Here is a 22,047-nt window from a genome sequence, read left to right on the forward strand (position 1 = left end):
TCTCCGCGCAATCAATGGACAGCGGTTAGGGCCGTCGAGGCGTTCTTGCAACTCAGTCAGAAAAGTGTGGAACTTGAGGTGTTGTCACGGCTTGCTGACCTCCTGCTCTTTGCTGTTTTCTTGTTGTGGAGACCTCGTTGCACTTCGTCGGCATAGGCGGCGTGATTGAGCTCAAGTAGGCGATCGTTCATCTCCATTTTGATACGGGGATCAACGCTCCAACGTAGGCCCTGAGGTGTCTCGTGGAAGTCGCGGTTCAAGTTCAGCGGTGTCCACCCTAGACGCGCGACCAATGGGTGGGCCAGGTACGACTCCATAACCGTCAAGTCGATTTCGACATGGATCTCTCGCAGTCGCTGAATATCTGCATCATGGTTCGCTGGGTTATGGAATTCGTTGTAGAGATCAGTCATGCCGAGCTGCGGTGTCCGCGAGAGTTGGGCATGGCGTCTGTGCGTCTGCAGCTCCTCACCGACACTGCGAATGCGGTTTGTGAGCGCCGGTTGGGGGAATGTGTCGAACCCGTCCGACGGGGTGTAACGGAGGCGGGTTTCCAGCGTTGATTCGCCCTTCACTGTCCACCAGTTGAAATGCCACGTGCTGGTTAGAAGTGCGAGCATGGCTGATTGATCGGGCGTGTGAAAGACCGCCAAGGAGTTGGAGTAAACTTGCCCGGCTGGCACAATGCTTGGGAGGCCGTATTTGCTGTGCAGGCCGATCACCAGCACCCGATCATGTCCGGCGATTGCTTTGCGCATAGCTGTACGGTTGTCTCCATAGAGCCACCATCGTTGAGGCAGCGGGTTGCGCAACTGGAAGCTGCCGTCAGCCTTTTTTCGCTGGCGTACGGGTCGTACTCGTTCCTCTAGGATGGCGAAAACGTCGGGATAAGTACGCGCCTCGTCCTCACTCATTTCGTCGAAATCGATTGTCCAGCGGAGTGCAGCAGAATCTGGCTGATTATTCACCTCGTCGTTGATTAGGTAGGGCCGAATTACCTCGGCGTTCCGAGGGTCTTTGGTAATCAAGGCTTGCGCCTCGCGTGGTTCGAGCAGGAATCCGGTGCCGGTGGTCTTGCATCCCTGCGAGACCTGCCCAGAGAACGTCCTCAAGGAGTAAGGCCGTCCGGCGACACGAGAAGGCCTTGTCAAGCTAGAAGTGATAGCTGAAACTTCCGTGCCGTCGAGAATTATCCGCTCGCGGCTTGTGTTCTTACTTAGCCATACGAGTGAAACAGAAACGCTTGCCTGGCCGGGCCAAGGATGGGATTTGACCGCTCGGACAAGATTGCCGCCATATTCGGCTACCCTCGCAAGGCCAACGTCGTGCGAATCGCCCTGGGCGATTGTATTGACGAGGATGAGCCCGATGCGTCCCTGTTGGGTCAAGCGCAAGTTGCGCAACAGGAAATATGTGCATAGGTCGGCGCGTCCCCCAGAGGTGAAGCCATCGGAGACGACCTGCCCGATGTAGCTCAAGCTGTCTTTGCCGATGCGGCCGCTGATCTCAGTTCCGCCGATAAAGGGTGGGTTGCCTACTATGGCGTCGAATCCATGCCCTCCTCCAGCGAGGTCGGCCATAATTTCCGGGAACTCGAGCGGCCAGTGCAGCGGCTGCAGGGGACTGGTACGCGTACCGTTGTTGGAGGCGAGGAGCCAACTGTCGATTATTCTCCGAGCTTCCGCTTCTGATTCTCCCTCCCCTCGCAGCGCCTTACCGACCAGATCTGCAACGGAAGCCAGCCGGTCGCTGTAGGCATCTTCTGACCTGGTCACTGCTGTAGACAATTTCGCGCCAACGACCGCATCAGCAGCGAGGCGCAGCCGTTCGGTCAGAGCGTCGGCTTCTGCGAGCTTCGAGGCCTTCTCTCGAACATCGCGGATGTCGAGTACCTGGTGGCCTTCGATGTCCCGACGCAGCTCTGCGGCCCGTGACAGCAGGGAGCCGATGACCTTGTCGATTTCGCCGGAGAGACGAGAGTTGAGTCTATGCCCGTCGTTTGGTACGAGATGGAAAGCCTCAATCTGGTCAGCGGTGAGGCATCCGATCAGCGAGTCCCCGCACCGCAGCGCATGGTCCAGGAACGAGAACGGCCGGCCCTTCGCCAGCGTCACCAGCCACAGCGACAGCTTGGCCAGCTCCACGGCCATGGGGTCGCGGTCGACGCCGTACAGGCACTGGTCGGCCACCAACCGCCGTGCGATCTGGTGCAGTTGCTCGTGGTCGTCCCGGTTCACGTCCTTGGCGATCTCCTGCGGAAGCTCCGGCTCACGGAGCCACGCCTCCACCACCCGGTCCGCCAGGTACCGGCACGCCGACACCAGGAACGCCCCGGAACCCATCGCCGGGTCCAGCACCCGCAGCTTCAGCAGCTCCTCGGCCTTCTTCGGCCGCCAGACGCCGGGCTCCGCGCCCTCCGCCGGGCCGGGCGAGAAGCACAGCGGAGCGAGGGTGTGCTCCACGACCTCCTCCGCCAGCGCCTTCGGCGTGTAGTGCGTGCCGGTGTCCCGCCGGTTGCCGGAGCGGACCACGATGACCGAGCCCTCCGGCCACACCTTCGGCTCACCGCGCAGGTCCGTGCCGTACAGGCCGGAGAAGGCGACCGCCCGTTCGACGAGGGCCGTGTCGCTGCCGCACGCCGTCTCCAGCTCGACCGTCACCGTGCCGGACTTGGCCTGGGCCGCCGCCACCGTGGCCGGCTTCGTACCGGACGCCGCCGCCACCTGCTCGGCGAGCGTTCCGGCCGCCTCCCACTCCTCCAGGCGGGCCAGCGGCAGCACCGCCTCGTACTTGCGGTCCCGGCCGAAGGAGACCCCGACGTACGGCTCCTCCGCCCAGTGGCAGCCGTACTCCAGCAGACCTTCGTAGACGTGGCCGATCTGCTCGACGTCCAGGCCCTTGTACGACAGGCGCTCCTTGCCCTTGAAGCCCTTGCGTGCGCGCAGAGTGAGGAGGGCGTCGAGGATCTCGTACACCACCCGGTCCGTCACCTTGGCCGGGACCAGCCAGGGGAAGCGGGACGGGTCGAAGAGCGAGCCGCCGTAGGGCGGGATCCAGAGCTGGTCGTGCGTGCTGCCGCCGTGGATCGCGGCGAACACGGCGAGCAGCCGTGGCCAGGTCGCCTCCACCCGGTCGCCCAGCTCGTCGCCGTGCAGGCTCTGCGCCTTCGCCAGCTCGTCGTGGAGGGGGCCGACGGCGTACGAGGCGTCGTACAGCTCGTCCCCGGAGGGCAGCAGGCGCTGCTCCTCGGCGTAGAGGAGGAAGACGAGGCGCATCATCACGGTGAGCGCGCCCTCGTAGACCTGCCTGGCCGGGACGCCCCGCAGCAGTTCGCCGCCCGACTCCCTGTCCAGCCGGGACAGCTCCGCCACCAGCAGGGACACCGCCTCGCGCACCTGGCGGCCGAGGGTGTCGGTGACCTCGGACTGGGCCTCGGCGGTGCGGGCGAACAGGCCCGCCGTCGAGTCGGTCGGCTTGCCGTCGGCGTCCAGCGGCGGGCGGACCGCGCGGCCCGCGGTGAGCAGGCTGGTGAAGGCGCGGGCGAGGATCGGTTCCTCGGTCCACAGGTCCGCGTCGAAGACGGCGATCGTCGTCGCTTCCTTCGGGCGGGCGTGGACCAGGGCCCACTCGCGGCCGTTCGTCAGCAGGGCGAGCGGCACCTCGCGGGCACGGCACAGCTCGGCCGCGCGGTCGGCGAGGCCCGGCTGCTCGCCGCGCGGGCGGTTGAGCGGGCCCTCCCAGTCGTCCGTGCGGAAGAACAGGGCGCGCGGGGCCAGGCCGCCGGACCGGCCGGGGCCGACCAGGACCGCGTCGGGCGTGTTCGCGCCGGCCCGCAGCGACTCGGGGATCGCCGCGCCCTCGCGCAGGCCGGGCGCCCGCCAGCCCAGCAGCTCCGCCAGCACGAACGTCTCCCAGGCGGACCGCAGCAGCGCCGGGTCCTCCTGCACCTCCGCCCAGGCCTGCCGCAGCCTCGCCCACGTCTCCGGAGGGATCGTGTCCAGGCCCTGCGGGAACACATTGACCAGCACCGGCAGCGAGACGAACGGGCCGTCGGGCCGCAGCAGCCGCAGCCAGTCCTCGTGCTGCTGGGCGGGGGTCGGGACCGAGCCCTTCGGCGGGACCTTCCCGGCGGTGCGGGCGGCGGTCGGCATCAGCGGTTCTCCTGGCGGGCGGTGGCGGAGAGGGAGCGGGGGACGAGGAAGGTCACGGCGACCGGGAACCAGCGGGGCGAGGGATCGGACCAGCGGCGGCGCAGCGCGGCGGTCTCCGTCTCCGTCACCTGCGGCAGCCTCCGCAGCCGCTCCAGGAGCGCCTCGCGGTCGGCACGCAGCTGGCGGCGCTCGTCGTCGATGTCGAAGAGCGACTCCTGCTGCCAGTGCCCGGTGTCGTCGAGACGCGCCCGGATCGAGCGACCGAGGTCCTCCAGGACCGCGCGCATGCCCTCGACCTCCTGCTCACAGCGTTCGGCGAGCATTGTCTCAAGTGAGCGGAAGCGCCGGTTCGCCCGGTTGTTCAGAGCGCGGGCCAGGCGCTCCTCCAAGTGGTCCCAGAGGCCGGTCAGCTCGGTGAGCACTCCCTCGGCCGGCAGTTCCTCCGTGGTCTCGGCCAGCCACCCGTCGACGTCCTCCATCTTCGCCGCGGCGAACTTGCCACCCTCGATCAGCCCGCCCGCCGTGATGACCTCCTCGTGCAGCCGCGTGCCGCCGCTGCCGGTGATGACCACGCGGCCGTGCGCGACCACAGCGGGCTGTCGCAGCACCCCGTCCGGCACCACCCGGGCCGTCACCCGGGACAGGTGCGCCCCCGGGCCGCTCGACCACAGCTCGGCCCGCAGCAGCCGCAGGCACATCTGCACCAGGCGGTGCCCCAGGTGCATGTGGACCACGTCCGTGCGGTCGCGGGTCTCCGCCTCGTCGAAGACGACGGGGCGCTCCGTGCCGGTGAGCGGGTGGCGCAGGCCGTCGTTGCGGGCGCGCGCCCAGGCGCCGGGCAGCTCGGGCAGCCGGAAGCAGCGGGCGCCGCGCTCCGGCTTGGGATCGGGGACCTCGGTCAGGTCCTTGCGGTGCGCCAGCAGCAGGCCCGTGCGGACGACCCGTTCGACGGTCTCCGGGGTCAGGTGGAGCTGGTGGCGGCTGTCCGTGAGGGCGTCGACCAGGCGCTCCAGGTCGCGGGCGAGGTCGCGCTCGACCTTGAGGACGGCCTTGCCGGACCGCTTGGTGATCTCGGCGTCCGCGGTGGTCCAGTTCGAACGCCGGCCCAGCATCTTCTGCTCGACCTGCGCGGCGATCACCTCGCCCGCGCTGCCCAGGTCCTCACGGATGCGTTCGGTCTTGCGGGCGGCGACGGCGAGGAAGTGCAGCTCGTCCTCCAGGGCGCCGTCGTCATAGCCGGAGTCCGTGTGGTGGTCGTGGGCCGGGTCGAAACCCTGCCAGCCGCGCGGCACGAAGTGGTAGACGTCGACCTGGTCGGCCTTCTGCCCGTGCCGGTCCACACGGCCGTTGCGCTGTTCGAGGCGGTTGGGGTTCCACGGGATCTCCCAGTGCAGCACCCGGTGGCAGTGCGCCTGGAGGTTGATGCCCTCGCTGGCCGCGTCGGTGCCGAGCAGGATCCGGACCGGGGACAGGTCGGGGCTCTCCTGGAAGACCTGCTTGACCTGCTCCCGCTCGTCCTGGTCCTGGCCTCCGTAGAGCTGCGCGATCCGCTCCGCCGGATAACCGGCGGCGATGAGCTGTCCGTACAGCCAGCGCTGGGTGTCGCGGTACTCGGTGAAGACGATCACCCGCTTCGGCTTCCAGTCGCCCAGCGGGCCGTCGGGACAGACGATCTCGTCCAGCCACTCCCGGAAGCGGGCGAACTTGGCGTCCGGCCGCTTCCCGGCGTCCACGGCCCAGGCGTCGAGTTCCTTGAGCAGCTTGTGCTCGTGGTCCGTGAGGGGGCGCATGGCCTGGCGGGCGGCGGTCAGGGCGCGTGCCGCCGCCTCGGCCTGCTCCTGCTCGTTCTCCTCCTCGGCCTCCTCGACGCCGTCGATCAGGGGACGCAGCACCCGGACACTCGGGGCCGGTTCTTCCACGGGCCGGGTCGGGCGGGACGTCATGGTCTTCAGATGGGTGCTGATCGTCTCCGCGAACGCCTTCGGCGACGACAGGAAGCGCTTCTTCAGGAGGGTCGTCACGAAGTCGGCGGCCGTCCGGCCGGCCTTCCCGTCCCCCTGGCCGTCACGGCGCGAGCGCGCGTAGGCCGCCAGCTTCGCGTACGCCTCCCGCGCCGCGTCGCTGTAGTCGACCTCCAGCGCGTGCGGCACCCGGCGGGGGAAGCGGGGCTTGCCGTTCCACAGCGGTGGCAGGTCCGACTTCATGCGGCGCACCATCACCCGGCGCAGCTGCTCCTCGGAGGGCTTGACGCCGCGGGCGAACCGGTGGTCGTCGAGGAGTTCCAGGAGCGCGGTGAAGGACTCCAGGTAGCCGTTGTGCGGGGTCGCGGAGAGGAAGAGGCGGTGCTCGCAGTGTGGCGCGAGCAGCTTCACGGCTCGGGTGCGCTGCGAGTCCACGGCGTACTTTCCGGTGCCCGAGGGCGCGCACGTGTGCACCTCGTCCACGACCAGCAGGTCGAAGGCGCGCGGGTACTCCGGCACGGGTGGCAGCAGCTCCCGAAGCATCCGCAGCGGGCGCTCGCGCTTCAGCCAGTCGATCGAGACGATCAGACGCGGGTGGTGGGTCCAGGGGTTGGCGTACAGCCCGGCCGATCGGCGCAGGTCACGCAACATCCTGGTGTTGACGATCCGGAAGTCCAGGCCGAACTTGTCCCGCATCTCGTCCCGCCACTGAAGGGTCAGGCCGGCGGGGCAGACGATCAGCATGGAGCGGGCGCGGTGGCGCAGCATCAGCTCCTGCATCACCAGACCGGCCTCGACCGTCTTGCCCAGACCGACGTCGTCCGCGATCAGCAGGTTCGTGCGGGGCATGGACAGGGCGCGGACCACCGGGTCCAGCTGGTAGTCCTGGATCTCGACGCCCGAGCGGAACGGCGCCTGGAGGGCCGTCTTGTCGGCGGAGGCGATGGCTCCCCAGCGCACCGCGTCCAGGAAGGCGTCCAGACGGCCGGGGTCGTCGAAGCCGCTCTTCGGCGACGGCAGTTCGTACTGATCGTGGACGTCGGTGGCCTGTTCCAGCTCCCAGACCACCCGCAGTTCCTCGTCCCGGCCGTCGCTTTCCAGCGAGGAGAGGGTGATCAGGTGGCTGGGAGCGGCTTCCGCAGCCCGGGCGGGATCATCGCTCGCGGCGGTCGAGCGGAGGACGTCGGTCACCACCCAGGGGCGGTTGCGTACGGTCACTCGTTGCCCCGGGGCCGGCACAGGTGAGCTGGGCGAAGCCTCAACTTCCGTCGCCTGCATGACGTGCGCCACCGTTCTCGTCCCCCAGCCTCGCTGAACACACTGCTGCTGCGATCGTAAGAGACCGGGTGGAAGGGGGATGGTGATATGGCTGCACCACCCACTGAAAGGGAGCGGCCGAAGTGCTCAGCGTGCCACGAACTGGGTCAGGATGGCCTGGACTTCGTAGATGTCGACGCCCTTGGTGAAGGTCTTCTCGATCGGGGCCGGGGTGCCGGAGATCCAGATCTTCAGCTCGGCGTCGAGGTCGAAGGTGCCCGCCGTTTCCACCGAGAAGTGGGTGATGCTGCGGTAGGGCACCGAGTGGTACTCCACCTTCTTGCCGGTGATGCCCTGCTTGTCGACCAGGATCAGACGCCGGTCGGTGAACAGGATCGTGTCGCGGATCAGCAGGAACGCGGCGTGCACCTGTTCGCCGTGGCCGAGGAGGCGGGCGTAGTCCTGCTGGGCCGACTGCGGACTCACGGTGTGCGCGTTGCCGAACAGTGCCATCGTTGTCTCCCTCATGTGTGGTGCCATGAGTGTCCCGGTCGAACGCACCCTGCGCACCCCGATCGAGCGGATCCCCCGCGACCGGCCCCGGGCCGCAGCGGTAGTGGTCCGCAGCGGCTCAGGAGCCGGCGGGCCGGGCGTGCCCGGGCTCGGCGGTGAACAGTTACTCCTGTGTGTCCACCGTGATGGCGCGGTCGAAGCAACGAGTGAGGGTGTCCGGGTCCGGACACACGTGAAGGGGCCGGAAGACCTCCTTGGGGACAGCGATGTCCCGCATGTCCAGGAGCCGCAGCACCGCCCCGGCCCATGCCGCCGTGTATCCGGCGGTGTAGCCCCGGGCCCATTCCTCGTCCTCGTGCTCGTCGTCGGGCCGCTTGTCCATCCTGGCCCGGATGCGGGCCATGTCCCGGAGGGAGAGGGAGCCCTGTCGTCTCAGCTTCTCCAGCCCGGATCCGGTGCTTGCCCTCATGGGCTGACGAGACCATGAGGGCCATGGAACCGAGCAGAGAGCCGCATTTCCGGCGGAGGGAAGGCGTTCACTCTTTCGGGGATCAGCGGAACGCGCTCTGCCCCCGGTGAGAACCGGGGGCAGAGCGCGGTGCCGGAGGGTCGCGGGTCACGCCCGTGACTACGCGGGCTCGCCGCCGAAGCGCTCCTTGTAGGACTCCAGGTCGTCATCCGTGAGCTTGGCGAACAGGACGGGCGGGATGGTGAACGGCGTGCCCGCCGGGACGGAGTCCAGCGACTTCGCCTCCTCGGCCGTGACCCAGCGCGCCGTGTCGTTCTCCAGGGAGAACACCTCGCGCATCGTCTTCGCCGAGGTCGGGATGAACGGCTCGGAGAGCACCGCGTAGAGGTGGATCAGGTTCATCGCCGTACGGAGGGTGAGGGCCGCGCCCTCGGGGTCGGTCTTGATCTCCAGCCAGGGGGCCTTCTCCTCCAGGTAGGAGTTGCCCGCCGACCACAGCGCACGCAGGGCTGCCGCCGCCTTGCGGAACTGGATGGTCTCCATCTGGGACTCGTACTCCGCGAGCAGCCGGGCGATCTCCTCGCCCAGCTTCGCCTCCGCCTCGCCCGGCTCGGCACCCGCCGGCACCTCGTCGCCGAAGCGCTTGCGGGAGAAGGACAGGACGCGGTTGACGAAGTTGCCCAGGGTGTCGGCCAGGTCCTTGTTCACCGTGGCGGTGAAGTGCTCCCAGGTGAAGGACGAGTCGTCCGACTCGGGGGCGTTGGCCATCATGAAGTAGCGCCAGTAGTCGGCGGGGAGGATCTCCAGGGCGTCGTGGGTGAAGACGCCGCGGCGCTGCGAGGTGGAGAACTTGCCGCCGTAGTAGTTCAGCCAGTTGAAGGCCTTGATGACGTCGACCTTCTTCCAGGGGGCGCGGGTGCCCAGCAGGGTCGCCGGGAACATCACGCTGTGGAAGGGGACGTTGTCCTTGCCCATGAACTGCGTGTAGTGGACGTCCGCGTCCGCCTCCCACCACCAGGAGCGCCAGTCACGGTTCTCCGGGTCCTGGTCCGCCCACTCCTTCGTCGCGCCGATGTACTCGATCGGCGCGTCGAACCAGACGTAGAAGACCTTGCCCTCGGCGGCGAGGTCCGGCCACGTGTCGGCGGGGACCGGGACGCCCCAGTCCAGGTCACGGGTGATCGCGCGGTCGTGCAGGCCCTCGGTGAGCCACTTGCGGGCGATGGAGGAGGCGAGGACGGGCCAGTTGTCGGCCCGCTCGTCGACCCACGCCTCGACCTCGCCCGCCAGGGCCGACTGCAGGAGGAAGAGGTGCTTGGTCTCGCGGACCTCCAGGTCGCTGCTGCCGCTGATCGCCGAGCGGGGGTCGATCAGGTCCGTCGGGTCCAGGACGCGGGTGCAGTTCTCGCACTGGTCGCCGCGGGCCTTGTCGTAGCCGCAGTGCGGGCAGGTGCCGATGATGTAGCGGTCGGGCAGGAAACGGCCGTCGGCGTTCGAGTACACCTGGCGGATCGAGCGCTCCTCGATGAAGCCGTTCGCCTTGAGCTCGCGCGCGATCTCCTGCGTGATCTCGCGGTTCTGCGGGGAGGAGCTGCGGCCGAAGTAGTCGAAGGCCAGGTTGAAGCCGTCGTAGATCGCCTTCTGCTGGTGGTGCGCCTCGGTGCAGAACGCGTCCACGGGCACGCCCTGCTCCTTGGCGGCGAGCTCCGCGGGGGTGCCGTGCTCGTCCGTCGCGCAGATGTAGAGCACCTCGTGGCCCCGCTGGCGGAGGTAGCGGGAGTACACGTCGGCCGGGAGCATGGACCCCACCATGTTGCCCAGGTGCTTGATCCCGTTGATGTACGGAAGGGCGCTGGTGATGAGGTGTCGAGCCATCGCGGGCTGCTCCCAAGTCGCTACGCGGAGTGACGATCTCGTGGTCTCGGTCGTCTACGGAACCTTGAAATCGTAGCTGACACGGGTACGCCGCCCGCCTCCCGTTTCTACGCGGTGGGAGCGGGCGGCGTCGGGTGGCCGTCGGGTGGTGCGGGGGGTCAGGGGCGCCAGTTCGCCAGGACGCCCTCGTAGAGCTCCTTGTCCGTGAGCTCGCGGGGGGTCTCGCCGGCGAGGAAGTGGGACGTGTTGGGGGTCCTGAGCTTGCGGAGGTAGTCGAAGGCCTTGTTCTCCGGGTCGCCGAAGGCGACGAAGGAGAAGAAGACGGCGGGGTGTGTCTCGGCGGCGTTGGTGAGGGCCTGGGTGGCGGGGGTCTTGGCGTCGGGGGCGCCGTCGGTCTGGAAGACCACGAGGGCGGGGGTGGCGGGGGTGGTGGGGGTACCGGTCGCTGCCGTCGTCTTGTCGTGGTGGGCGAGGACGGCTTCCACGGCGGCGTGGTAGCTGGTGCGGCCCATGCGGCCGAGGCCGGCGTGCAGTTCGTCGATCTTGTTCTCGTGGTCGGTGAGGGTGATCTCGCCGGTGCCGTCGAGTTCCGTGGAGAAGAAGACGACCGGGACCGTGGCCTCGGGGTCCAGGTGGGCCGCGAGGGCGAGGGTCTGCTCGGCGAGGGCCTGGGCGGAGCCGTCCTTGTAGTACGGGCGCATGGAGGCGGAGCGGTCGAGGACGAGGTAGACCTTGGCGCGGGTGCCGGTGAGGTCATGGGTCTTGAGGGCGGTGGCGGCGGCCTTGTAGGCGGTGGTGAGGCCGGGGGCGCGGGACTTGACCTTGGTGAGGGGGAGGGCGGGCGCGGCGTCGCTCTCGGGTGTCGGCTCGGGTGTCGGCTCGGGCTCGGTCTCGGGCTCGGCTTCGCTTTCGGCCGGGTTGTTCCCACCCGCACCACCCGTGCGGCTTTCGTCGGCGGGTGCGGGTGGCCCCTGTGGGGCCGGGTCGCCGTCGCCGTCGGCGGGTGCGAGTGCGGATGCGGGTGCGGTTGTGGGTTCCGGGTCGGGGTCGGAGGTGGGGTCAGCCGCCTCGGGCTCGGGCTCGGGCGTTGCCTTCGGCTCGGGCTCGGGCGTTGCCTTCGGCTCGGTCTCGGGCGTTGCCTTCGGCTCGGTCTCGGGCGTTGCCTTCGGCTCGGGCTCCTGCGTTGCCTTCGGCTCGGGCTCCTGCGTTGCCTTCGGCTCGGGCTCCGGCTCCTGCGTCGTCTTCGGCTCCGGCTCGGCTTTTGTCTTCTCGGCCGTGACGGCCTCGGCCTCGGCGGCCGCCTCGGGCTTCTCGGGCTCTTCCGTCACCGTCGGCTCTGCGGCCGCCGGCTTTTCCGCCTCCGCTGCCTTCTCCTCGGCAACCGGCACCTCGTCTTCGTCCCGCTGCTCCTCGGCCACGGGCTGCTCGGCGATCTCCGGCTCCTCCGCCGCAGGGTTCTCGGCCACGGTCGGGTTGTCAGCCACGGTCGGCTTCTCGGCCACGGCCGGCTTCTCGGCCACGGCCGATTCCTCGGCCACGGGCTGCTCGGCCACGGCCGGGTTGTCAGCCACGGTCGGCTCCTCGGCCACGGGCTGCTCGGCGATCTCCGGCTCCTCCGCCGCAGGGTTCTCGGCCACGGTCGGGTTGTCAGCCACGGCCGGCTTGTCAGCCACGGTCGGCTTCTCGGCCACGGGCTGCTCGGCGATCTCCGGCTCCTCCGCCGCAGGGTTCTCGGCCACGGTCGGCTTGTCAGCCACGGCCGATTCCTCGGCCACGGGCTGCTCGGCCACGGCCGGGTTGTCAGCCACGGTCGGCTCCTCGGCCACCGTCGGCTTGTCAGCCACGGTCGGCTTCTCGGCTACGGGCTGCTCGGCTACGGGCTGCTCGGCGATCTCCGGCTCCTCCGCCGCAGGGTTCTCGGCCACGGTCGGGTTGTCAGCCACGGTCGGCTTCTCGGCCACGGTCGGCTTGTCAGCCACCGTCGGCTCCTCCGCCACCGTCGGCTCCGTCGGCTCCGGCGGCTCCACCGTCGTCTCCGTCGACCGCGTCGGGCGAGGGACCGTCACGTTGTCGAACGCCGCCGATACGAGGTCGTGTGCCTCGCGGGGTTCGGGGACGCCGGCCGTCGGGGTGGGGTTCGGTTCCGGGGAGGGGGGCGGGACCTTCCGGTCCGCCGCGGGGGCCGTCGACGTCCGCCGGGCGGCGGTGTCCGCGCCGGTCGACTTCGATCCGCCCGCGGACGCCGCTCCGCCCGCCGCCGTCGCTCCACCGGCCGTCGCCGTCGACTCCACGGCGGCCGAGGTCTCCTCCGGCGCCGTCGACTTCGGCTGTTCCGTCGTCGACGGGTCCTCGGCCGTCGTCGTCCGAGCCGCACTCTCCGCCTCGACGGTTCGTGACTTGCGGGACCGGCCGAACGCGTTCCGCAACCGAGTGAGAATGCCCATGTGCGCGCAACCCTTCGCGTGAGTTGAAGCCCGTCAATCCCTGGCCAGGACGGACACGTAAGGTTAGCGGCCCTCTCGGGCGATCTTGGGCAGGGTCGGGTGTGCGGGACTCACCCTGTCAAGAGCCACATCCGGCCTGCACAGATGTCCGCCTGCTGAACCGGGTCAACCGCCGTACGGCAGCCCCGGGTTCACTCCTTGTTCACCGGGGCGCCCGGCTCCCGCACATATGTGCCCCTACGGTCGCGCTGTGACTCAGGGCATCCAAGGAGAGAGCAAAGTGCGCAAGCTGCTGCCGTTGATCGGAACGCCGTCCGGTTCGCACCCTGGTGGGCGGTCCGCCATGACCTGTCGTTTCCGCTGTGGGGACGCCTGCTTCCACGAGGTGCCCAACACCAGCTCCAACGAGTACGTCGGTGACGTGATCGCCGGTGCCCTCAGCCGGCGGTCGATGATGCGGGCCGCGGCCGTCGTGACCGTGGCCGCCGCGGGCGCGGGTGCCGTGGGTGTCGCCCGGGCGCCGCAGGCCGGTGCCGCGACGGGCGCCGCTGCCGCCGCTCCCGGGGCCGCGCGGCGCGCCCACCGGGGCGCCCGCGGACTGCGCTTCGCCCCCGTCGCCCCCAACACCGCCGACGCCGTCACCGTGCCGGACGGCTACCGGCAGAACGTCGTCATCCGCTGGGGCGAGCCCATCCTGCGCGGTGCGCCCGCCTTCGACCCGGAGAAGCAGACGGCCAAGGCCCAGGCCGGGCAGTTCGGGTACAACTGCGACTTCCTCGCCCTGCTCCCGCTCCCCGGGGAGCGCGGCCGGCAGCTGCTCGTGGCCAACCACGAGTACACCGACGAGATGCTGATGTTCCGCGGGTACGACGCCGCCGAGCCCACGCGCGAGCAGGTCGAGATCGCCTGGGCCGCGCACGGGCTGTCGGCCGTGGTGGTGGAGGGCGACCGGAGGACCGGGAAGCTCACCGCCGTGTCCCGGCACCAGCTGAACCGGCGGGTCACCGCCACCACCGAGTTCCGGCTCACCGGGCCCGTCGCCGGGTCCGGCCTCGTGCGGACCTCCGCCGACCCCGGCGGCACCAAGGTGCTCGGCACCCTCAACAACTGCTCCGGCGGTGTCACCCCGTGGGGCACGACCCTGCACGGCGAGGAGAACTTCAACCAGTACTTCGCCCACGGCAGCCGGCCCACCGACAAGCGGTACGGGATCGGGTCCGGGGCGACCGAGCGGAAGTGGGAGCGGTTCGACAAGCGGTTCGACGTCGCCCAGGAACCCAACGAGGTGCACCGGTTCGGGTACGTGGTGGAGTTCGACCCGTACGACCCGGACTCCACGCCCCGCAAGCACACCGCCCTCGGACGCTTCAAGCACGAGGCGGCGACCGTGCGGCTGACGCACGACGGGCGGCCCGTCGTGTACTCCGGTGACGACGAGCGGTTCGACTACTTCTACAAGTTCGTCGGCAGCAAGCGGATGAGGCACGGCACCTCCCGTGCGGTGCGCGAGCACAACCTCTCGCTCCTCGACGAGGGCACCCTGTACGTCGCCAGGCTCACCGGTGACTCCCCGGCCATCGAGATCGACGGCACGGGCAAGCTCCCGGACGACGGCGAGTTCGACGGCAGCGGCGAGTGGATCCCGCTGGCCACGGCCACCGCGAAGGGAGCCGTCTCGCACGTGGAGGGGATGAGCGCCGAGGAGGTGTTCGTCTTCACGCGCCTCGCCGGTGACAAGGTCGGCGCCACCAAGATGGACCGGCCCGAGGACATCGAGCCCAACCCGGTGACCGGCAAGGTGTACGTCGCCCTCACCAACAACTCCAACCGCGGCGTCGGCTCCAACGCCAAGGCCGACGAGGCCAATCCGCGCCACGCCAACAAGCACGGGCACGTGCTGGAGCTGACCGAGCGGTGGAACCGGCCGGAGAGCACGCGGTTCGCCTGGTCGCTGTTCCTCGTCGCCGGTGACCCGGAGGACCCGGCGACCTACTTCGCCGGGTTCCCGAAGGACGGCGTCAGCCCCATCTCGTGCCCCGACAACGTCGCCTTCGACCCGTACGGCAACCTGTGGATCTCCACCGACGGCTCCCAGCTCGGCTCGCACGACGGCCTGTTCGGCGTGGCGACGCGGGGGGAGCGGCGCGGTGAGCTGAAGCAGTTCCTGACCGTGCCGACGGGCGCCGAGACCTGCGGCCCGATCGTCCAGGACCGGCGCGTGCTCGTCGCGGTGCAGCACCCGGGCGAGGTCGACGGCGCGTCCGTGGAGCAGCCGGCCAGCACCTGGCCCGACGGGCCGGGCACCTACGTCCGTCCGGCCGTCGTGGCCGTGTGGCGTGCGGACGGGCGCGACATCGGCGTCTGAGCCTCGCGCAGGCCGTCACGGGGGCCGGGCCCGGTGGAGTCAGGGCAGGGCCGGGCCCGGTGGTGCGTGCGGGCCACCGGGTGCCGGCCGCTGCCGGTCCAGCCACTCCCGGTACGCCGGTGCCTGCCGGGCCGCTTCCCGGTACGCCTCCTCCAGCGCGGGGTAGACGCCGTCCAGGTCGGTCTCGGTGCGCGCCGCGACGAGCAGCCGTACGCCGAGCGGATCGCCCTTGAGGCGGCGGACCGCCATGTCGGGCCGGGGCGTGCGGGTCGGCTGGCACACGGTGACGACCTCGCCGGTCGCGACCAGGGCGTCGGCGGTGTGGTAGTCGCCCTGCAGCACGTGGGGGCTGACCCCGGCGGTGCGGAACATCCGCTGCACGGCGTCCCATTCGCCGTCCACGGTCGGGTCGATCATCCAGCGGTCGCCGGCCAGGTCGCGCAGGTCCACCTCGGCTCGCGCGGCCGCCGGATGGTCGGCGGGCAGGGACACGAACTGCGGCTCCCGTTCCAGCAGGACCCGCAGCCGTAGGTCCGCGGGGACGCGCAGCGGGCAGCCCTCCACCTCGTGCACGAACGCGACGTCGAGCTGGCCGTCGACGACCATGCGGAGCAGGGCGTTGGCGGAGACGTTCATGTGGAGGGTGGGCTCCCTGCCGTCGGCGCGCAGACGGCGCAGCCAGCCCGGCAGGGCCTTGCTCGCGGTCGAGCCGATGCGCAGGCCCGTGCCGCCGGCCGCCGCCCTCGCCTCGACCACCAGCACGTGCATGTCGGCCAGGAGCGGCCGGGCGCGGTGCAGCACCAGCCGGCCCATTGGGGTGGGCCGGCAGCCGGTGCGCGTGCGCAGGAACAGCCGGCCGCCGAGCTCCTGCTCGATGCGACGCAGCTGCGTGCTCAACGACGGCTGGGCGACGCCCAGTTGCCGGGCAGCGCGGTGCAGACTGCCGGTGTCGGCTATGGCGCACAGCACGCGGAGGTGCCTCACCTCGAGCTCCATGGTTCGTGAGGCTATGGCGGGAGCGCGGCTTTAACCAGCCGTACAAAACACCGCCGAAGGTCATGAAGGGGGCCGGCGATAGCTCTGCCCTATCCCCGGTTGCCATCATCACAGGCGCCGCTCGGGCATCGAGACTCACCGGTGACGACTCATCCCCCCACCTAGGAGTCCTCGATGCGAAAGCCCCTGTCCGCCCTGGCGGTTCTCGGTCTCGGCCTGGCAACGGCCGGCCTCGGTACGGCGGTTCCCGCCGCGGCGTCCCCGGTCCCGGCGTCCCCGGCCGCGCACGCCGGGTTCGTCGCCCCGTCGACCCAGCAGGCCGAGTCCGACGCCAGCGAGGCGTTCTTCCAGGCCGTCCTGAAGTCCGTCGCCGAGAAGCGGGCCGCGAACCCCACGTCCACCGCGGCCGTCACCGTCGTCTACAACGCCTCCCGGGCGCCCTCGTTCAGCACGCAGATAGCGCGCAGCGCACAGATCTGGAACAGCTCGGTGTCGAACGTGAAGCTCCAGTCGGGCTCCGCGTCGTCGGCGGACTTCACCTACTGGGAGGGCAACGACTCCCGCGGCTCGTACGCCTCGACCGACGGGCACGGCAGCGGCTACATCTTCCTCGACTACGCGCAGAACCAGCAGTACGACTCCACGCGGGTCACCGCCCACGAGACCGGTCACGTCCTCGGCCTGCCCGACCACTACACGGGTCCGTGCAGCGAGCTGATGTCCGGGGGCGGGCCCGGCACGTCCTGCACCAACGCCTACCCGAACGCCACCGAGCGCTCCCGTGTCAACCAGCTGTGGGCCAACGGTTTCGCGGCGGCGATGGAGAAGGCGCTGGAGAAGTCCGGCCGCCGGTAAGCCGATTGCTTCCGGATCCTTCTGGATCCCCCCGGATCCCCCCGGATCCCCCCGATCCCCACCTGATCCCCCACACCGGTGCGGCCGCTCCTCGCAGGGCGGCCGCACCGGTGTGTGTCGGGTTCCCGACCGGGTCACCGGCCCTCGTGCAGCGTCAGGTCCGTGACCACCGCCCGGTGGTCCGTGTCCGCCAGGTCCAGGGTGCGGGCGCGGTCCGCGGCGAAGTGCTCCGACACCAGGACGTGGTCGATCTGCGCACCGAACGTCGGGGCGGTCCGTGCCGGCCAGGTCGCCGTGCGGTCGACGCCGGCGAGGCGGGCGGCGTCGTACAGCCCGGTGTCGAGGATGCGCCCGAAGGCGGCGTGGTCCTGCGAGGCGTTGGAGTCGCCGGCCATCACGAGCGGGGCGCCGCGGTCGGCGCGGGCAGCGTCGCGCAACGCGCCCAGTTCGCGTTTCCACAGGTCCACCTGGCCGGGCAGCGGGGGCATGGGGTGGGCGAGTTGCGGCCGTACCGGGTGTCCGTCGACGTCGGCGACCGCCGCAGGCATGCCCAGGGCGGCGGTGACGCCGGGCGCGGGGCGCAGCGGGAAGCGGCTGAGGACGACGGAGCCCTCCGGGCCACGGCCCTCGGCGGCCCGGCGGTGCGGGTAGTCCCGGGAGAGGTCCCGGACGCTGCACAACCCGACGTCCCTGACGACCGGCGGTCCGCGGCTGCTGGACCTCGCGCGGCTGGTGCGCGGGCTGGACCTGCCGGTGGTGGAGGACCGCGTCTGGTCGTTCCTGCACCCGTCCGGTGACCCGCTCGCCGCGCTCGCCCCGGCCCTGACCCATGTCGTCGACGGGCTGTCCAAGCGGGTCGCCCTAGGCCTGACCGCGGGCTTCCTCGTCGTGCCGCCGCCCCGGGCCGCGGCGGTGGCCGACGCGGTGCGCTCGGGCGGCTGGAACGCGGGGCGGTTCGCGCTGGAGGCGGCCGTGCGGTGGGCCGCGGAGGGCACTGTGGCGCGGTTGGTGGCGGACAAGCGGGCCGACGCGGCCCGGCGGCAGCGGATCCTCGTCGAGGAGCTCGGGGGCTTCGCCGTACGGTCCTATCCGCACGCCTGCCTCGCCTGGTGGGAGCTGCCCGCCCCGTGGCGCGCCGGCTCCTTCACGGCGCCGCGGCGGCGCACCGCATCGCCGTCACGCCCGGCCCGGCCTTCGCCGTGGCGCCCGGGCACACGCCGGACGCGGTCAGACTGGGGCTCGCGTCGGCTCCGGAGCCGGATCTGCGACGGGCGCTGCGGACCCTCGCGCGGGTCGCCGAGCGGCGGGCCGGGGACCGCGGGGGCCCGTGAGCCACGCGACGAGCGCCACCGTGAGGCCGAGCGCGAACAGCCCCCAGGACACCGTGCGCAGGGTGGCCGTCAGGGCGTCGTAGACCGCGCCGGCGGCCGGGCGGTGCAGGGTGCCGGGCAGGTCGGCGAGGGTGAGGCGGCGGCCGGCGGCGACGGCGAGGGCGAGCAGGCCGCCGCCCAGGGCCGTGCCGAGGCCGAGGGCGGTGACCGCGCGGCGGCGGCACGCGGCGACGCCGATCCCGGCGGCGGCCAGGACGGCCGCGGTGATCGGCAGCCAGAAGGCGGCGGTGTCCAGCACGTGGTACCCCTTGCGCAGTCGGTGCACGTCCTCGGCCGGGAGCACCTCGACGCGGGTGTGCGTGACCGGGATGCGGTGGGCGAACGGCACGTGGTCGTGGGCGAGCCGGCGTTTGACCCGGTCGGTGACCGGGGCGAGGTCGACGGTGACGGGTGCCGCGCGGTCGCCGTCGTCGCGCAGGGCGCGCAGCACGGCGGCGTGGACGGCCCCGTTCGCCGTGTCCCAGGCGGTGCGGAACACCTCGGTCCGTGTGAACGAGCGGGCCGCGTCCTGGACGAAGGCCCCGGCGGCACCGTGCAGGGCGCCACCGCCGAGCTCGGGTCCGGCCTCGCGCAGGACACCGTCCGCGAGGGCGTCCGCGACCCCCTCCCGCACGTCCGGGTCGGTGGAGAGCGGTGCCATCGTGCGGACGTAGCGGCCGGTGTCGGTCAGCCCGTACGCCGCCCAGGACGCCAGCACCCCGAGCGGCAGGAGCAGGCACGCCAGGACCGGCAGAACGACCGACAGGACGTTCCGCAGCCGTGAGGGCGCCGTCCGGGATGCGGGCGCCGTTTCGCGCTCGGACACCCTTCCAGACAAGGCGCCGCCGGGCCGACGCGCGAGCGCAACGACGCCGCCCGGCCCTCCCCGCCCCCCCTGCCGACCATCCCACCTGCGCAAACGACCCGGTCATGGGGATGCGCCCTCCGGTGGAGGGCTCGCCCGAACAGGTGGCACGGGGAGCGGGGAAGGGAGCCGGCCCGCCGCCCCGGGCCACGCCTCGGACGACGGCCACCCGTGCCCCGGCCGCCTGGCGGGACCCGGGCGGCCGGGCCGTGGTCGTGGGGCGTGGTCGTGGTCGTGGTCGTGGGGCGTGGGGCGTGGCCGTGGGCGTGGTCGTGGGGCGTGGGGCTTGGGCGTGGGCGTGGCTTGGCCGTGGGGCGTGGGCGTGGGCGTGGGGCGTGGGCTTGGTCATGGGGCTTGGTCGTGGGGCGTGGGCGTGGGCGTGGCTTGGCCGTGGGGCGTGGGCGTGGGGCGTGGGCTTGGTCATGGGGCTTGGGCGTGGGCTTGGTCATGGTCATGGGGCTTGGGCTTGGTCATGGGGCTTGGGCGTGGGCTTGGTCATGGTCATGGGGCTTGGGCGTGGGCGTGGCTTGGTCGTGGGGCTTGGGCGTGGGGCGTGGGCTTGGTCATGGGGCTTGGTCGTGGGGCGTGGGCGTGGGCGTGGCTTGGCCGTGGGGCGTGGGCTTGGGCGTGGGCTTGGTCATGGTCATGGGGCTTGGGCTTGGTCATGGGGCTTGGGCTCGGCCATGCGTCCGGGCATCGCCGTCCTCGTCGGCGGCGGGCGGTCCGCGCGGTGGTGCCGGAGCTGATCGCAGCCGGGGACAACGGGCTGCGGCGCAGGCCGGTGGCCGTGCGAGCCCCGGCAGTCCGGCCCGGGGCGTCGTCGTGTCGTCTCTCCTCCGCGCGCATCCCGGCAGCCCGGGCGCCACCGTCTGGGTGCGGGCGGCCGGGAGCGTGTGCTGTGCGCAGCGGTGGATGGGCAGGGCGGCGACGGTGCTGTTGCGGTGGTGCCCGTGCGGTGGTGCCCGCCCGGAGCCCGGGTGGGCGGCCGGGAGCGCGTGCTGTGCGCCGCCGTGCCGGCAGGGCGGCTGCGGTGCCCTTGTGGCGCCCTTGTGGTTGCCCTTGTGGTGCCGCTCGTCCGGGCCCGGTGCCGGTGCCGGTGCCGGGCCCGGTCATCCGAGGGGGCGGCCGGTCGCGTCCTCGTGGGTGTAGTAGCGGTAGAACGTCATCAGCATCACAGCCGCCCCCACGACCAGGCCCAGGCCGGCGGAGCTGTACACGGACGCGTTGGTCTGGCTGTAGAGGAAGCCGGTCGCGCTGCCGGCGAGGACGAACCAGGCCGCCGCGTGCAGTTCGCGGCCCAGGCGTGGCCCGAGTTGCCAGACGGCGGCGAACGCCACGGCGAAGACCAGCGCTGTGACGAAGCCGAACAGCAGGTTCCAGCCGGTGATGGGCCCGCCGTAGCGCCGGTTGGCCGCTGCCCAGTAGCCGTAGACGAGCCCCGCGCAGACGGGCAGGGCGACCTTCATGACCGCGTGGGTGCGCGCGCTGAAGACGTCGGGCCGGCGGCGCTGCACCAGCATCTTGCGTGAGGAGGGTGCCGCATGAGCCATGAGAGCTCTCCTCTCTCTCCTGCCCCTGCTCTCCAGGGCACACCGGGGGACGGCCGCGGGCAAGTCGGCCGTGCGCGCACAACCGGATGCGGCCCGCGCGGGACCGTGTTTCTCTGGGGCCGTGAGACGCCACCGCGGGGAGTACGAACCGCTCGACCGGTACCCCGCCGGGACCGGCGACCGGGACGTCGTAAGGCGACAGGAGTCGCTGCGGGTGGCGGGACGCAGCGTGTCCTGGGTGCCGCCGCTGCTGCTGCTCGTCACCATCGTGGTGGCCGACTACCCCACCACCGGCAAGTTCCGCATGCTCTCCTGGATCGTGCTGGTGCCCGGTATCGCCGCGGCGCTCTGCGGGGTGGCGGTGACGGCCGCCTTCGCGGGCCTGTCGCTCCTCGCCTACGCCCTCGCGGACAGTTCCTGGCCGCACGAGTACCAGTCCGGGCTCCCCGACTTCGTGCTGGTCGCCGTCGGCGGGATCCTCGCCACCCTGGCCTGCGCGGTCCGGGTGCGCGACGAGCGCCGCATGCTGCACATGGCCGACGTCACCGACACCATCCGCCGCACCGTGCTGCGTCCCCTGCCGCCGGGCTGGGGCGGCCTCGACCACGCCGGTGTCTACCTGCCCGCCGACGCCCTCGCCCGCGTCGGCGGCGACTTCTACGACATCCAGCCCGGCCCGCACGGCACCCGCGTCCTGGTCGGGGACGTGCAGGGCAAGGGCCTGGGCGCGGTGGAGGCGGCGGCCGCGCTGCTCGGCACGTTCCGGGAGGCCGGGTACCACGAGGCCCGCCTCACGACCGTCGCCGAGCGGCTGGAGACGCGGATGATCCGGCACCGCGGGCACACGGTCGCCCTGGGCCGCCCGGACGGAGACCGGTTCGCCACGGCCGTCCTGCTCGGCTTCCCCGACGACGAGCGGGAGGCCGTGGACGTCATGGTGTTCGGGCACGAGCCGCCCCTCGCGGTGGGGCCGGGCGGGGTCCGCGCCCTGCCGGTCGAGGTCCGGCTGCCGCTCGGCTTCGGCGACCTCGTCTCCGGCCCGGCCGGCCCACCCGCGGTCCGCAGGCTGCGGGTCGCCGCCGACGAGACGCTGCTGATGGTCAGCGACGGCGTGACGGAGGCCCGGGACGGCGGCGGGGCGTTCTACCCGCTCGCCGAGGACGTGGCCCGTGCCCTCGCCGCCGACCCGGGCACCGCCGAACCGGCCCGCCTCGCCGCCCTCGTACGGGACGGCACGCTGCGGCACTGCGGCGGGCACCTCGTCGACGACACCACGGTGTTCGCCGTCCGGCGCCGGCCCGCGCCCGGCACGGCGGGCGAAGCACCCGAAGGCGGACGTTTGCGGTCCTGATGCCCCCCTTTGCAGCCGCAGCAGT

General features: G+C 71.4%; 12 protein-coding genes and 2 pseudogenes. 4 read left to right on the forward strand and 10 right to left on the reverse strand.

Translation table 11 applies throughout. The annotated features are described in order from the left end of the window. Positions 1–56: 56 nt before the first annotated feature. The 6 genes from ACFW6P_RS15880 to ACFW6P_RS15905 form a co-directional block, all read right to left on the reverse strand. Complete coding sequence (locus tag ACFW6P_RS15880) at positions 57–4,151, reverse strand: Eco57I restriction-modification methylase domain-containing protein (protein ID WP_386423946.1); 4,095 nt, start codon at positions 4,149–4,151, stop codon at positions 57–59. Further along, a complete protein-coding gene (gene drmD, locus ACFW6P_RS15885) occupies positions 4,151–7,330 on the reverse strand; it encodes a DISARM system SNF2-like helicase DrmD (protein WP_386423947.1) in 3,180 nt (1,059 codons plus the stop codon). Before drmD ends, ACFW6P_RS15880 begins: the two co-directional genes overlap by 1 nt. Positions 7,331–7,516: 186 nt before the next feature. Then, positions 7,517–7,882 carry a PH domain-containing protein gene (locus ACFW6P_RS15890; RefSeq protein ID WP_386357000.1) on the reverse strand — a complete coding sequence of 122 codons (366 nt, stop codon included), beginning with the start codon at positions 7,880–7,882 and terminating at the stop codon, positions 7,517–7,519. A 163-nt stretch (positions 7,883–8,045) separates the two neighbouring features. Further along, on the reverse strand, positions 8,046–8,351 hold the full coding sequence (locus tag ACFW6P_RS15895; protein ID WP_386423949.1) for a hypothetical protein: 306 nt from the start codon (positions 8,349–8,351) through the stop codon (positions 8,046–8,048). Between the two features lie 159 nt (positions 8,352–8,510). Beyond that, positions 8,511–10,226 carry a methionine--tRNA ligase gene (gene metG, locus ACFW6P_RS15900; protein ID WP_386356994.1) on the reverse strand — a complete coding sequence of 572 codons (1,716 nt, stop codon included), beginning with the start codon at positions 10,224–10,226 and terminating at the stop codon, positions 8,511–8,513. 158 nt (positions 10,227–10,384) lie between these two features. Continuing rightward, positions 10,385–12,670 carry a VWA domain-containing protein gene (locus tag ACFW6P_RS15905; RefSeq protein ID WP_386423951.1) on the reverse strand — a complete coding sequence of 762 codons (2,286 nt, stop codon included), beginning with the start codon at positions 12,668–12,670 and terminating at the stop codon, positions 10,385–10,387. Between the two features lie 280 nt (positions 12,671–12,950). Here ACFW6P_RS15905 and ACFW6P_RS15910 point away from each other — a divergent pair, with 280 nt between their 5' ends. After that, entirely contained in the window at positions 12,951–15,035 is a 2,085-nt protein-coding gene (locus ACFW6P_RS15910; protein WP_386423953.1) for a PhoX family protein, read from the forward strand. Positions 15,036–15,074: 39 nt separating this feature from the next. Here the strand turns inward: ACFW6P_RS15910 and ACFW6P_RS15915 are convergent, their stop codons facing one another. Continuing rightward, complete coding sequence (locus ACFW6P_RS15915; protein ID WP_386356988.1) at positions 15,075–16,031, reverse strand: LysR family transcriptional regulator; 957 nt, start codon at positions 16,029–16,031, stop codon at positions 15,075–15,077. Between the two features lie 174 nt (positions 16,032–16,205). Here ACFW6P_RS15915 and snpA point away from each other — a divergent pair, with 174 nt between their 5' ends. Continuing rightward, a complete protein-coding gene (snpA, locus tag ACFW6P_RS15920; RefSeq protein ID WP_386356985.1) occupies positions 16,206–16,886 on the forward strand; it encodes a snapalysin in 681 nt (226 codons plus the stop codon). Positions 16,887–17,020: 134 nt separating this feature from the next. Here the strand turns inward: snpA and ACFW6P_RS15925 are convergent. Next, positions 17,021–17,554 (reverse strand): annotated as a pseudogene (locus ACFW6P_RS15925) (endonuclease/exonuclease/phosphatase family protein); the annotation flags it as partial. A gap of 1 nt (position 17,555) precedes the next feature. Here ACFW6P_RS15925 and ACFW6P_RS15930 point away from each other — a divergent pair. After that, a pseudogene (locus ACFW6P_RS15930) lies at positions 17,556–18,217 on the forward strand (PLP-dependent aminotransferase family protein); the annotation flags it as partial. On the opposite strand, the gene ACFW6P_RS15935 reads toward ACFW6P_RS15930, so the two are convergent. Beyond that, on the reverse strand, positions 18,114–19,082 hold the full coding sequence (locus ACFW6P_RS15935) for a hypothetical protein (RefSeq protein WP_386356982.1): 969 nt from the start codon (positions 19,080–19,082) through the stop codon (positions 18,114–18,116). The pseudogene ACFW6P_RS15930 and the gene ACFW6P_RS15935 sit on opposite strands and share 104 nt — an antisense overlap. A gap of 1,148 nt (positions 19,083–20,230) precedes the next feature. After that, positions 20,231–20,671: a hypothetical protein gene (locus ACFW6P_RS15940; protein ID WP_386356980.1), complete on the reverse strand. Its 441-nt coding sequence runs from the start codon at positions 20,669–20,671 to the stop codon at positions 20,231–20,233. Positions 20,672–20,792: 121 nt separating this feature from the next. Here ACFW6P_RS15940 and ACFW6P_RS15945 point away from each other — a divergent pair, with 121 nt between their 5' ends. Beyond that, a complete protein-coding gene (locus tag ACFW6P_RS15945; protein WP_386423955.1) occupies positions 20,793–22,022 on the forward strand; it encodes a PP2C family protein-serine/threonine phosphatase in 1,230 nt (409 codons plus the stop codon). The last annotated feature ends 25 nt before the right edge of the window (positions 22,023–22,047 follow it).

Source organism: Streptomyces sp. NPDC058741, from assembly GCF_042746715.1.
GTDB lineage: Bacteria > Actinomycetota > Actinomycetes > Streptomycetales > Streptomycetaceae > Streptomyces.

Coding starts and splice junctions, on each gene's coding strand:
- ACFW6P_RS15880 (WP_386423946.1), bottom strand. CDS start 4,151: ATGCCGACCGCCGCCCGCACCGCCGGGAAGGTCCCGCCGAAGGGCTCG.
- ACFW6P_RS15890 (WP_386357000.1), bottom strand. CDS start 7,882: ATGGCACTGTTCGGCAACGCGCACACCGTGAGTCCGCAGTCGGCCCAG.
- ACFW6P_RS15895 (WP_386423949.1), bottom strand. CDS start 8,351: ATGAGGGCAAGCACCGGATCCGGGCTGGAGAAGCTGAGACGACAGGGC.
- metG (WP_386356994.1), bottom strand. CDS start 10,226: ATGGCTCGACACCTCATCACCAGCGCCCTTCCGTACATCAACGGGATC.
- ACFW6P_RS15905 (WP_386423951.1), bottom strand. CDS start 12,670: ATGGGCATTCTCACTCGGTTGCGGAACGCGTTCGGCCGGTCCCGCAAG.
- ACFW6P_RS15915 (WP_386356988.1), bottom strand. CDS start 16,031: ATGGAGCTCGAGGTGAGGCACCTCCGCGTGCTGTGCGCCATAGCCGAC.
- snpA (WP_386356985.1), top strand. CDS start 16,206: ATGCGAAAGCCCCTGTCCGCCCTGGCGGTTCTCGGTCTCGGCCTGGCA.
- ACFW6P_RS15940 (WP_386356980.1), bottom strand. CDS start 20,671: ATGGCTCATGCGGCACCCTCCTCACGCAAGATGCTGGTGCAGCGCCGC.